Origin of the sequence: Streptomyces sp. NPDC058295 (assembly GCF_042880655.1) — a bacterium.
Taxonomy (GTDB): Bacteria; Actinomycetota; Actinomycetes; order Streptomycetales; family Streptomycetaceae; genus Streptomyces; species Streptomyces coriariae.
The window spans coordinates 34,066-46,585 of sequence record NZ_JBHVYO010000001.1 but is presented as its reverse complement, the minus strand read 5'-3'; the positions used below and the strand labels follow the sequence as shown (position 1 = coordinate 46,585).

At 73.0% G+C, this 12,520-nt stretch carries 8 protein-coding genes; 7 read left to right on the top strand and 1 reads right to left on the bottom strand.

The genetic code is table 11. The annotated features are described in order from the left end of the window. The first annotated feature begins 104 nt into the window (after positions 1-104). The 5 genes from ACFVYS_RS00170 (at position 105) to ACFVYS_RS00150 (ending at position 10,036) form a co-directional block, all read left to right on the top strand. Entirely contained in the window at positions 105-2,381 is a 2,277-nt protein-coding gene (locus ACFVYS_RS00170; RefSeq protein ID WP_389497341.1) for a CDP-glycerol glycerophosphotransferase family protein, read from the top strand. A gap of 196 nt (positions 2,382-2,577) precedes the next feature. Further along, positions 2,578-4,782, top strand: coding sequence for a CDP-glycerol glycerophosphotransferase family protein (locus ACFVYS_RS00165; RefSeq protein ID WP_389497339.1), 2,205 nt, complete (start codon positions 2,578-2,580; stop codon positions 4,780-4,782). 8 nt (positions 4,783-4,790) lie between these two features. Further along, positions 4,791-7,013 (top strand): CDP-glycerol glycerophosphotransferase family protein, encoded by a 2,223-nt coding sequence (locus ACFVYS_RS00160; RefSeq protein ID WP_389497337.1) that lies wholly within the window; start codon positions 4,791-4,793, stop codon positions 7,011-7,013. Positions 7,014-7,039: 26 nt separating this feature from the next. Continuing rightward, the gene (locus tag ACFVYS_RS00155; protein WP_389497995.1) at positions 7,040-8,299 is read left to right on the top strand and encodes a hypothetical protein; all 1,260 of its coding nucleotides are present in this window, start codon (positions 7,040-7,042) and stop codon (positions 8,297-8,299) included. Between the two features lie 177 nt (positions 8,300-8,476). Further along, a complete protein-coding gene (locus ACFVYS_RS00150) occupies positions 8,477-10,036 on the top strand; it encodes a hypothetical protein (protein WP_389497335.1) in 1,560 nt (519 codons plus the stop codon). Between the two features lie 33 nt (positions 10,037-10,069). Here ACFVYS_RS00150 and ACFVYS_RS00145 read toward each other — a convergent pair whose 3' ends face one another. After that, positions 10,070-10,483 carry an organic hydroperoxide resistance protein gene (locus tag ACFVYS_RS00145; protein WP_020132372.1) on the bottom strand — a complete coding sequence of 138 codons (414 nt, stop codon included), beginning with the start codon at positions 10,481-10,483 and terminating at the stop codon, positions 10,070-10,072. A gap of 142 nt (positions 10,484-10,625) precedes the next feature. On the opposite strand from ACFVYS_RS00145, the gene ACFVYS_RS00140 reads away from it, so the two are divergent. Further along, positions 10,626-11,123 (top strand): MarR family winged helix-turn-helix transcriptional regulator, encoded by a 498-nt coding sequence (locus tag ACFVYS_RS00140; RefSeq protein WP_389497334.1) that lies wholly within the window; start codon positions 10,626-10,628, stop codon positions 11,121-11,123. A gap of 325 nt (positions 11,124-11,448) precedes the next feature. Continuing rightward, the gene (gene galE / locus ACFVYS_RS00135; protein ID WP_389497332.1) at positions 11,449-12,429 is read left to right on the top strand and encodes a UDP-glucose 4-epimerase GalE; all 981 of its coding nucleotides are present in this window, start codon (positions 11,449-11,451) and stop codon (positions 12,427-12,429) included. The last annotated feature ends 91 nt before the right edge of the window (positions 12,430-12,520 follow it).

Genomic DNA, 12,520 nt, shown 5'->3' with positions numbered 1-12,520 from the left:
CACCCGCAATCCCCCGTATGCCGTACGAACCGTAACCAATTCACTCCATCGGCCGTTCCCGGGCAAGGCCCTGTCTTCCGTCCGCGCCGACCCATGGATGTGCCTTGCCCAGGTTCAGTGTCATCGTCCCCGCGTACAAGGTTCAGGCGTACCTGCACGAGTGCCTCGAATCGGTGCTGTCCCAGTCGTTCGCCGATCTCGAACTGATCGTCGTCGACGACCGTTCGCCGGACGCCTGCGGCGAGATCATCGACGAGTTCGCGGCCCGCGACACGCGCGTGCGCGCCGTGCACCTGCCGGAGAACGTCGGCCTGGGGCAGGCCCGCAACTCCGGGCTGGAGCGGGCGACCGGCGACTACCTGCTGTTCCTGGACTCCGACGACACGCTCACCCCGGACGCGCTGCGCGCGATCGCCGACCGGGTGAAGGAGACGGGCGAGCCGGACGTCCTGGTCTACGACTACGCGAGCACGTACTGGTCGGGCGAGACCGTACGCAACCAGTTCGCGGCGCAGCTCTCCGAGGAGGGCACCGCCCCCTTCCGGCTGGAGGACCGGCCGGGGCTGCTCAGGGTGCTGATGGTGGCCTGGAACAAGGCCTACCGGCGGGAGTTCGTCGAGCGCCTGGGCCTGACCTTCCCGTCCGGCTACTACGAGGACACCCCGTGGACGTACCCGGCGCTGATGGCCGCGGAGTCGCTCGCGACGCTCGACCGGGTCTGTGTGCACTACCGCCAGCGCCGCCGGGGCAACATCCTGTCCACCACCAGCCGGGGCCACTTCGACGTCTTCGAGCAGTACGACCGGGTCTTCGCGTTCGTCGAACAGCGCCCCGAACTCGCGCACTGGCGGCCGGTGTTGTTCCGCCGCATGGTCGACCACCTCTCGACGGTCTTCACCAAGCGCGACCGGCTCCCGCGCGGTTCGCGCGCCGAGTTCCTGCGCAGGGCCCGCGCCCACTACCGCCGTTACCGCACCCCGGGCGTCCCGGTCCCGTTGCGCTCCCGGCTGCGCCACACGCTGGTCCACTTCGGCGTGCACCGCACCTACCGGGTGCTCCAGGCGTCCATGACCGTGCGCCGGCGCACCCACAAGGCCGTCTCGAAACTCGCCCGCGCGCTGCGGGCGGCCGTCCTCCAGGCCCACTACCGGGTCCAGTTGAAGCTGCCGCTGCGCGCCGACCGGGCCGTGTTCGCCGCCTACTGGGGACGCGGGCACAGCTGCAACCCGGGTGCGCTGGAGGCCGCGTTCCGTACCTTCGCTCCGCAGGTGCGCACGGCGTGGATCGCCCGCCCCGAGCACCGGTCGGCCGTCCCGCCGGGCCCGCGCCACGTGCGCCCGGGGACGGCCGCCTACTGGACGGCGCTGGCCCGCTCCAAGTACCTGGTGAACAACGTCAACTTCGACCGGCGGCTGGTCAAGCGCCCCGGCCAGGTCTTCGTGCAGACCCAGCACGGCACGCCCCTCAAGCACATGGGCCTCGACCTCCAGGCGCGCCCGGCGGCCGCCCGCGACATGGACTTCGCCGAGCTGCTGAGGGGCGTCGACAAGTGGGACTACGTCCTGTCGGCCAACCGCCACACCACCCTCACCTGGGAGCGCGTCTACCCCGGGCGCTACGAGACCCTCGAGTACGGCTATCCCCGCAACGACGTCTTCCAGCGGGCGACCTCGGCGGACGTGGCCCGGCTGCGCGAGTCCCTCGGCATCCCCCGCGACACGATCGCGGTCCTGTACGCGCCCACCCACCGCGACTACCGCCGCGTCCAGCGCTCCCACCTCGACCTGGAGCGGGTGCTGCGCCGGCTGGGGCCCCGCTTCGTGATCCTGGCCCGTGCCCACCACTGGCAGGAGGCGCCGGCCGGCCGGCCGGTGCCCGGCGTCATCGACGTCACCGACCACCCGAGCGTGGAGTCCCTCTGCCTGGCCTCGGACGCCCTGGTCACCGACTACTCGTCCCTCATGTTCGACTACGCCGGCCTGGACCGCCCGATCGTGATCCACGCCGACGACTGGGAGGCTTACGAGGCGGCCCGCGGCACCTACTTCGACCTGCGCGCCTGCCCGCCGGGCGCGGTCGCGCGCAGCGAGGACGAACTGATCGACATCTTCGCGACCGGTCACTGGCGCGGCTCCCGTTCCGCCCAGCTGCGGGCCGCGTTCCGTGAGCGGTTCTGCCCGTACGACGACGGTCGCGCCGCCGAGCGCGTCGTACGGCGGGTGGTGCTGGGCGAGACGCTGCTGCCCCCGGTGGTGCCGCTCGCCGAACGCCGTCCGGTGCCGTCGGCCGCCGCCTCGGCCACGATGCCCGCGGGGCGCCCGGCGCTCGCGCATGTGCCGCCGCCCGCCGGCCCGGTCCTCCCCGTCACCGACCGCCGCTGAACCCCGTCCGTCCTCAGGGGAGTTGCCATGTCCTCCGGCTCGTCACGGCCCACCCCGACCCGGCCGTCCAGCCGGCGGCCGGCCGTGCGGCCCGGCCGTACCGCCTGAAGAACACCGCCGAGACCGACCGCCGCAGACCGGCCGCCACGGACCGACCGCTGTGGACCGTCCGCCGCAACGACAGAGAAAGAGCAGCATGCCCCGCTTCAGCATCATCGTCCCGTCCCATGGGGTCGCGGGCCGGTTGTCCCTGGCGCTGGACTCCGTCCTGGCCCAGTCCTTCGGCGACTTCGAGCTGATCCCGGTCAGCGACGCGCCCGGTACCCCGGCCGCGGCCCTCGCCGCCGGGTACGCGCGGCGGGACTCCCGGGTGGCCCCGGTGCACTCGCCGCCGTCCGCCGGGCTGAGCGGGGCGCGCAACACCGGGATGCGGGTGGCGACCGGCGCGTATCTGCTGTTCCTCGACGGTGACGACCTCCTCGCCCCGGGCGCCCTGGCGACGCTGGACGCCCGGCTGACCGAGACCGGCGACGTCGACGTCCTGTACACCGAGCACGAGCGCACCCCCTGGTGGGACGGCGAGCCGACCAACCCGGCCGCCCCGCTGCTGGCGGGGACACCGAAGGGCGCCTTCTCCCCCGCCGAGGCCCCGCATGTCACCGGCGTACAGCTGCCCGCGTGGGGCACGGTCTACCGGCGCTCCTTCGTCACCGGGCACCGGCTCGCCTTCCCCGACGGGCACTTCACGGACGTCGGCTTCGGCGGCCTGGTCACCGTGCACGCCGAGCGGATCGCGGTGTTGCGCTCGGTCGTCGTACGGCATCTGCTGCGGCGGCAGGGCAACCGGCTGAACCTGCCCGGCGCACACCATCCGGAGCTCCTGGACCGGACCGAGGCGGTGCTGACCCGGGCGGCCGAACTCGGGCTGTCCGGGGAACGGTCGGGCGCCCTCTTCGAGCAGCTCTTCGCGGCCGTCCTGAAGACGGCCGCACATCCGGCCCGGCTGACCGGGCGCCGCCGCCGGGCCTTCTTCCGCCGCGCGGGCCGGCTGTACCGGCGCCACCGCCCAGCCGGATTCCGCGGGCCGGGCGGCAGCCTCGGGGTGCAGCACCGGCTGCTGGCGGCCGGGGCGTACAGCGCCTTCCGCGCGCTGCGCGGCGCCAACCGGAAGGCCGCGGGCGCCGTGGAGCGCCTCCCGCGTCCCCAGGGTCTGCGCACCCGCCTGCTCTACCGGCGTGGGCTGCGTCGCCGTATCGACCCGAACCTGGCGGTGTACTGCGCCTACTGGGGGCGCGGCTACGCGTGCAGCCCGGCCGCGATCCACGCCAAGGCCGCCGAACTCGCCCCGCACATCCGCTCGGTGTTCCTCGTCGAGGCCGACCAGGCGCACGCGATGCCGGACGGCGTCGACCACGCGGTCATCGGCAGCCGGCGCTACTGGGAGGTCCTGGCCCGTGCCAAGTACCTGGTCAACAACGCCAACTTCGCGGAGGGCGTGGTCAAGCGCGAGGGCAGTGTGCATGTGCAGACCCAGCACGGCACCCCGCTCAAGAAGATGGGCGTCGACCAGTCGACGTACCCGGTCGTCGCCGCCGCGACCGGCTCCTTCACCAAGCTGCTGGGCCGCGTGGACCGCTGGGACTACAACCTCTCCTCCAACACCCACTCCACGCAGATGTGGGAGCGCGCCTTCCCCGGCTCCTACGAGCAGCTGGAGTACGGCTATCCGCGCAACGACGTCTTCTACACGGCGACCGCGGCCGACGTGGCCCGGATCCGGCGGGAGCTGGGGGTGCCGGAGGGCAGCACGGCCGTCCTGTACGCGCCCACCCACCGCGACTACCACACCGGTTTCGAGCCGGGTCTGGACCTGGAGGCCTTCTGCGAGGCGGCCGGCGAGGACGTGGTCGTGCTGCTGCGGGCGCACTACTTCTACGACGGGGGCGGCCGGCGCGGCACCGGCAGGGTCATCGACGTCACCGGTCACCGCTCCTCCGAGGAGGTCTGCCTGGCCGCCGACGCGCTGGTCACCGACTACTCGTCGATCATGTTCGACTACGCCAACCTGGACCGCCCGATCGTCGTGTACGCCGACGACTGGGACGTCTACCGGGAGACCCGGGGCGTCTACTTCGACCTGCTCGAGGCCCCGCCGGGCCCGGTCGCCGGCACGCCCGAGGAGCTGGCCCGGGTGTTCCGCGACGGCTCGTACGCCGACGCCGGATCCGCCGCCCGCCGGGCCGCATTCCGGTCCCGTTTCTGCCAGTTCGACGACGGCCGGGCCGCCGAGCGCGTGGTGCGCCGGGTGCTGCTCGGCGAGCCGCCGGAGGCGATCGAGCCCGTGCGGCCGCTCGCCGAGCGCGTCCCGGCCCCCGCCGCCTCCACCCTCGTAAGGAGCTGACCTCCGCAGTGCCCCGCTTCAGCATCATCGTCCCCTGTTTCAAGGTGCAGGGCTTCCTGCGCGAGTGTCTCGACTCGGTCCTGGAGCAGTCGTACCGGGACATCGAGGTGATCGCCGTCGACGACCGCTCGCCCGACGGCTGCGGCGCGATCCTCGACGAGTACGCGGCCCGCGACGACCGTGTCCGGGTCCTGCACCTGCCGGAGAACGCCGGTCTCGGCCGCGCCCGCAACGCCGGTATGCCGCTCGCGGGCGGCGACTACCTGTTCTTCCTCGACAGCGACGACACCCTCACCCCGGGCGCGCTGCGCGCGATGGCCGACCGGCTCGACGAGGCCGGCGACCCGGACGTGCTGGTCTTCGACTACGCGCGCACCTACTGGTGGGGCGGCACCCGCAGGAACGCCCTCGCCCACATCCTCGCGGAGACGGGCGACGGCACCTTCACGGCCACCGAACACCCGGAGATCCTCGACCTGTTGATGGTCGTGTGGAACAAGGTCCACCGGCGGGAGTTCGTCGAGAGGAACGGCTTCTCCTTCCCGCCCGGCTACTACGAGGACACCCCCTGGACGTTCCCGGTCATGCTCAGCGCGGAGCGGATCGCCACGCTGGACCGGATCTGCCTGAACTACCGCCAGCGGCGGCAGGGCAACATCCTGTCCACCACCAGCCGTAAGCACTTCGACATCCACGACCAGTACGAGCGGGTCTTCGCCTTCGTCGACTCCCGCCCCGCGCTGGCGGGTTGGCGGCCGTACCTGCACCGCAAGATGGGCGAACACTGTCTCGACATCCTCGCCAAGCCGGACCGGCTGCCGCCGTCGGACAAGGGCGAGTTCTTCCGCCGTACCGCCGAGCTGTTCGCCCGCCACCGGCCCGCCGGTGAGCCGGTGCCCGCCGAACTCCGGTCCCTGGAGGGCGGATACGCGGCCTACCGGGTCAAGCGGAAGGCCGGGCAGACGGGCCGGGAGGTCGCCCGGCGCGGCGGGCAGGCGAGCCGGGCGGCGGTCGGGCGGCTGCGCCGCGGTCCGGACGCCCTGCGCGGGCAACGCCCGTTGGACCCGCACCTCGTCCTGTACTCCGCGTTCTCGCACCGGGGCGTGCTCGGCGATCCCGGAGCCGTCTACGAGAAGGCGCGGGAGATCGCACCGCAGCTGCGCGGGGTGTGGGTGGTACGCGACGAGGAGACCGCCGAGCGGCTCCCGGCGGGCGTGGAGCACGTTCTGCTCGACTCCCCCGCCTACCGCCGGGTCGGCGCGCGGGCCGGCTTCTTCGTCAACAACGTCAACTGGCCCGGCACCCTGGCCAAACGGCTCGGCAGCGTGCACATCCACACCCACCAGGGCACCCCGCTGAAGTACATGGCGGCCGACCTGCTCCGGCGGCCGGGCGCCCGGCACGGCGTGGACGTGCCGCAGATGCTGCGCCGCGCCGACCGCTGGGACTACAGCCTGGTCGCCAACCAGCACTCCGAGCTGGTGTGGGAGCGGGCGTATCCGTGCCACTTCACCTCGGTGCGGACCGGGAGCCCGCGCAACGACGTGCTGGTGAACGCCGGTGCGCAGGAGGGTCTCGCGGTCCGCGCGCGGCTCGGGATCCCGGCCGGTCACACGGTCGTGCTGTACGCGCCGACCCGCCGCGAGTACGTGCGCGGCGGACACGTCGACCGGCTCGACCTGGCCCGGCTCGCCGCCGACCTGGGCGAAGGGCACACCCTGGTCGTACGGCTGCACCCGTCGCTGGCGACCGGTCCGGCGCGCGGGATGGGCCTGGCCGACCTGCACCGGCGCGGGGTGCTGGTGGACGCGACGGACGAGCCGCGCGTCGAGGACGTCATGCTCGCCTCCGACGTCCTGGTCACCGACTACTCGGCCCTGATGTTCGACTACGCCAACCTGGACCGGCCGATCGTCGTCCACGCCGACGACTGGGCCGCGTACACGGCGAGCCGGGGCACCTACTTCGACGTCACCGCCGACGCGCCCGGCCAGGTCTCGCGCACCTACCGGGAACTGGCCTGGCTGCTGACCTCCGGCAGCTGGCGCGACGAGGAGTCGACGCGGCTGCGGGCGGGCTTCCGGGAGCGGTTCTGCGCCTACGACGACGGGCGGGCCGCCGAGCGGGTCGTCCGGCGGCTGCTGCTGGGCGAGGAGCTCCCCGAGGGGCTCGCCGCCCTCCCGAAGGTTCCCGGACCGGCCGGCGCCCGCGATCTGCTCGCGTCGACGTGACACCTCCCCCGCGGCCGCGCACCTGGGTGCTGGTCCTGGTCGCCGTGTTCGCGCTGCTCCAGCTCGCGAACGTGACCGGCCGGGACACCCCGGACAGCAAGAACTACCTGTCGTACGCACTGAGTCTGCGCGGTGCGGACAAGCGTGAAGCGGCGGCCGTGACCATCGCCTACGCCTGCGCGGGCGAGGCCTCGATCGCGGCCCGCCGGCAGAGCGTGGACGTGCTCCGCTTCGACCGTCCCGACCCGGGCCGCCGGGTCGCCGCCGAGTGCCGCGAGCGGGAGTGGCGCACCGTCGACGCGCGGCTGCGGGCGGGGCAGACCGGCGGGCACACCGTGCCGTTCATGCCGGAGCGCTTCATGCGGATCTTCGAGGCGCGGCCCGGCTACCCGGTGTTCCTGCTGCCGTTCATCACCCTGTTCGGCGTGACCTGGGGGGTGTGGCTGGCGGGTGTCGCGGTGACGGCGGCGGGCGGGGTGCTGGTGTTCCTGATCCTGCGCACCCGGCGCGCGCCGACCTCCGTCTGTCTGACCGGGCAGGCCCTGTACTACGTGCTGCCGTGCGGGACGACCGCCATGCGCCCGATGACCGAGGGCCTGATGCTGGCGCTGACGCTGGCGGCGGTGTGGGGGTGCGCGCTGGCACTGGACGACGAGGTGCGGGCGGGGGCGTGGCTGGTCGGCGGTTCGCTGGCCGCCCTGTTCACCGTCAAGCACTCGCAGGCGCTGTTCCTCGGGCTGTGTCTGGCGGGCGCGGGCGCGCTGATCGCCGTACGGCGCCGGCGGCGCGGCCGGCCGCCGGGGCAGGGGGTGGTCGTGGTGGCCGTCGCGGGTGGTTTCGGGGTGCTGGGGACGCTGGTACTGGCGAGGCTGCTGCACTATCCGTCCGAGTCGGAGAGCCTCCAGGATCTGCTGACCCACCACTTCGACCGTCCGGACCGCGCACAGGTGTGGCCGGAGTTCCTCCGTCTCCAGGGGAACTTCTGGGTGGAGTGGCTGCGCCGGCAGCTGTGGGAGCCGCTGTTCGTGGCCGCGCTGGCGGCCGGGGCGTGGGGAGTGGCGCGGGGTCGGCGGCGGGCGTTCGGCGTCTTCGTGCTCGGCGCCGCCTCCACCGGGGTCCTCACCCAGGCCGGACACCCGGACATCGGCATCTGGGGCGACCGGTTGATCGTGCTGGCGTGGCTGCTGCCGGTGCTGGGGGTGCCGCTGCTGCTCGAGCCCGCGCTGCGGGGGCGGGTGGCCCTGCCGGCCCAGGAAGGCTCCGATCGGGCTCACTCCTTGAGGTGACTTTCGGCAAGGGCGTTGACCGGGCGGGAAGATACGGCCAATGCCCCTCTTTGCCCAGCTCGGACCCCGGTACGGTGCGCTGTCGCGTTCCCTGGCCGGTTCCCTGTTCGACTCCCTGCCCGGTGCGGCCCGGTCCGGTGCGACCGGATGCGGTGCGGCCCGGTCCGGTGCCGTCCGTTGAGCACCGGTGTCCAGACCCGGCGGCCCACGCTCGGTGCGACGGCGCTGCGCGGCGGGCGGGGGTGGCGGCCGACCCCGTACCAGGTCCTCGGCTTCCTGTTCTGGCTGCTGATGTCGCTGGCGTACTGGCGGGTGCCGCAGTGCTGTGACGCCGGCCAGCACGCGGCGGTCGTCGAACGCCTGAAGGACCGTCTGCTGAACCCGCGGCACCCGATGGGCGACCTGCCGGGCGCGGGCAGCCCCTACTACTCGCCGTACGCGGTGGCGGAGGGCGCGTTCGCCCGGGTGAGCGGGCTGACGGGCTGGGCGGTGCTACGGGTCGCCGGCCCGGTGAACCTGCTGGTGCTGCTGACCGGCATCGGCCGCTTCACGCGCGTGCTGACGCCGAGACCGTGGGCGCCGGTGCTCGCACTGGCGGCGATGACGCTGCTGTGGGGCACCGAGCGGGCCTGGTGGAGCGGCTACCTGGGCCTGATGTCGATGACCGGCAACCTCGGCTACCCGTCCACCTTCGCCATCGGGCTCACCTTCTGGGCGTGGGCCCTGGCGGGCACGCGCGCGCGTGACGCGCGCCGGGTGCGCTACGTGGGTCCGAGCGGGCTGCGCGGCTACACGGGGTGGGTGGCCCTGGGGGTGCTGTACGGGGGGATCCTGCTGGTGCATCCGATCACGGCGGTCGCGGCGGTGACCGGGGGCGCGGCCTTCGTCGTGGGGTGGCAGCGGGGGTGGCGGGCCGCGGTGGCCGCCCGGTGGGCGTTGGCGGCGGCCGTGGCGCTGCTGGTGGCCGCGGTCTGGCCGTACTTCGACGTGTTCGAGCTGGCCGGCGACGGCAGCGTGGACGCGATGCACCGGCGGCTGTACGACGACCTGCCGGGCCACTTCTGGCTGGCGCTGCCGGGGGTGCCGGCGCTGTGGGCGCGGGGCCGCCGCTCGGTGCGCGACCCGCTGGTGCTGATGTTCGCCTCGGAGTGCCTGGTGGTGGCGTACGGCTTCGTCAGCGGCCACTACACCTGGGGGCGGATCCTCGGGCTCACCCTGGTGCCGCTCCAGTTCGCCCTGGCCGTGGAACTGGCGGCGCCCCGGCCCTGGCGGGCGGGGCGGCGGATGCTGGGCGCGGTCGCGACGGGCGCGGCCTGCCTCGGTTTCCTCACGGTGCAGGCGGGGGCGGTCGTGCCGCGGGCGCTGGATCCGGTCGGCTTCGAACCGCCGCCGCGCTGGCCCGCGTACGACTGGGCCGCGCGGCACATCGGGCCCGGAGAGGTGGTGGTCACCGACGGGTACTACGCGGTCCACACGATCGCCGGGTACGGGCCGAACCTGGCCGCGCCGGCCTGGCCGGACGCGGCCCTGGACGAACGGGAGCGGCTACGGCGGCTCGACGACGTCCGCGCCTACCTCTCCCTCGGGTCGACCCGCGCCGAGCGGATGGGGATCGCCCACCGCTACCGCATCCGCTGGCTGCTGCTGACGCGCTGGCACCCGGTGCCCGAGGAGGCCGTGGTGGTGGCGTGGAGCCGGCGGACGGGGGAGGTGCTGGCGCGGGTCGGAAACCACTGAACAACCGCTGAACCGCCCGGAGGCGGTCGGCGACTACTCGATGACGAGGTCGACCTCGATGTTGCCGCGGGTGGCGTTGGAGTAGGGGCAGACCTGGTGGGCGGTCTCGACCAGCTTGCGGCCGGTCGCCTCGTCCAGGCCCTCGGGCAGCTCGACGCGCAGCGTCACCTTGAGGCCGAAGCCCTCGCCCTGCTTGCCTATGCCGACCTCGGCGGTCACGGCCGCGTCGGTGACGTCGACCTTCGCCTGGCGTCCGACGAGACCGAGGGCGCTGCCGAAGCAGGCCGCGTAACCGGCGGCGAAGAGCTGCTCGGGGTTGGTGCCCTGACCGTTGCCGCCCAGCTCCACCGGAGGGGCCAGCTGGAGGTCGATCCTGCCGTCGGAGGAGACGGCGCGACCGTCGCGGCCGTGGGTGGCGGTGGCGACTGCGGTGTAGAGCGCGTCCATGGATGAACCATCCCTCTCGGAAGTCGTGTCGGGGGGTGGCCGGCCCTCGCGCTGTTCGCGTCCGGACCGCCTCACGGAGATAAGTAGAGCACACAATTAAGTTGTGCACAACTAAATGGCTCGCTGGAGCTACCCTGGAGGCATGACCCCGACGCCCACACCCGCAGCGCAGGAGAACGCCGAGGAGAACTGGCTCCGCCTGGACAGCCAGATCTGCTTCTCCCTGCACGCCGCCTCGCGCGCCTTCAACGGCGTCTACCGCGTGATCCTCAAGGAACTTGGGCTGACCTACCCCCAGTACCTGGTGCTGCTGGTCCTGTGGGAGCACGGCGAACTGCCCGTCAAGAAGCTCGGCGAACACCTGCGCCTCGACTCCGGCACGCTCTCCCCGCTGCTCAAGCGGCTGGAGTCGGCCGGCCTGGTGCGCAGGGAGCGCAGTGCGCGCGACGAGCGCTCGGTGGAGATCCGGCTCACCGAGGAGGGCACGGCCCTGCGCGAGCGGGCGCTGCGGGTACCGCGCCGGATCGTTTCGGCGACCGGGTTCGACCTGGACGAGATCCGGGACCTGCGCGAGCACCTCGACCAGCTCACCTCGGCCCTCGACGCGGCGGCCCTGGAGGAGGAGCCGGAGCACGGCTGACGGGCCGGCCCTCACGGCGCGGTGCCCTCGACGGACCGTTCGCGTCATGGGCGGGCCATCCGGAATCGGTGAGCGTTCGGCGAGGTTTCGCCCGCCTCACGATCCGCTCGTGCCGAAAAGCAGCCGCCTTCCCGTCTCCACCGCTCCCCCGCCCCGGCCTGCACCCGGCTGTGGGCGCTCCGGCACCCCACGCCCCGTACCCGCCGCGAGGCCATCCACAGCCTCGGCGCCGGAGCCGAACACCTGCTTCACTTTGAGACGACAGGGCACCGATACATGCCATCACGCACCGTCACAGACGGGACTCAGGAGGGGGAGGCCGCGGATGACCTGGTTGATCACGGGCGGCGCCGGATACATCGGGGCGCACGTCGTACGGGCGATGACCGCAGCGGGCGAGCGCGTCGTGGCCTACGACGATCTCTCCACGGGGATCGCCGAGCGCGTACCGGACGGGGTACCTCTGGTAAGGGGTTCGACTCTGGACGGACAGCGGGTCGCGGGCACCCTCGCCGAGCACGCGGTCACCGGCGTCATCCACCTCGCCGCGAAGAAGCAGATCGGCGAGTCGGTGGAGCGGCCCCTGCACTACTACCGGGAGAACGTGGAGGGCCTCCGAGTCCTCCTGGAGGCGGTGACCGCCGCCGGGGTGTCATCCTTCGTGTTCTCCTCCTCCGCAGCCGTGTACGGCACGCCGGACGTGGACCTGGTCACGGAGGACACTCCGTGCCTCCCGATCTCTCCGTACGGCGAGACGAAGCTGGCCGGGGAGTGGCTGGTGCGGGCGACGGGGCGGGCCACAGGCCTGTCCACAGCCTCGCTGCGCTACTTCAACGTGGCCGGGGCGGCACACGCGGACCTCGCGGACACCGGCGTGTACAACCTGGTCCCCATGGTCTTCGAGAAGCTGACCGAGAACGCGTCCCCGCACATCTTCGGCGACGACTACCCGACCCCCGACGGCACCTGCGTCCGGGACTACATCCACGTGGTCGACCTGGCAGAGGCCCATGTTGCCGCGGCCCACGCACTCCAGGCCGGCCCGGGCCGCCAGTTGACCCTCAACATCGGGCGCGGCGAGGGCGTTTCGGTACGAGAGATGATCGACCACGTCAACGCCATCACCGGGTACGACCGGCCGCCCACCGTCACCGCACGCCGCCCCGGCGACGCGGCACGCGTGGTGGCCTCCGCCGGCCGCGCCGCCGCGGAACTGGGCTGGAAGGCCGGACACGACGTCCAGGACATGATCGTCTCGGCCTGGGAGGGGTGGGTCAGGCTCCACCCGGAGGCGGCTCGGAAGTAGGAACGGGGAGAGCCGGTGAGTCCGGAAGGGCCGGCGGGGCCCCTCGACCTGGCGAGCCAAGCGGTGACGGACCGAGGGACGCCGTGGGTCC

What these genes read in the sequence shown, in the direction of transcription:
- ACFVYS_RS00165 (WP_389497339.1), top strand. Translation starts at nt 2,578, where the DNA reads ATGCCCCGCTTCAGCATCATCGTCCCGTCCCATGGGGTCGCGGGCCGG.
- galE (WP_389497332.1), top strand. Translation starts at nt 11,449, where the DNA reads ATGACCTGGTTGATCACGGGCGGCGCCGGATACATCGGGGCGCACGTC.
- ACFVYS_RS00140 (WP_389497334.1), top strand. Translation starts at nt 10,626, where the DNA reads ATGACCCCGACGCCCACACCCGCAGCGCAGGAGAACGCCGAGGAGAAC.
- ACFVYS_RS00145 (WP_020132372.1), bottom strand. Translation starts at nt 10,483, where the DNA reads ATGGACGCGCTCTACACCGCAGTCGCCACCGCCACCCACGGCCGCGAC.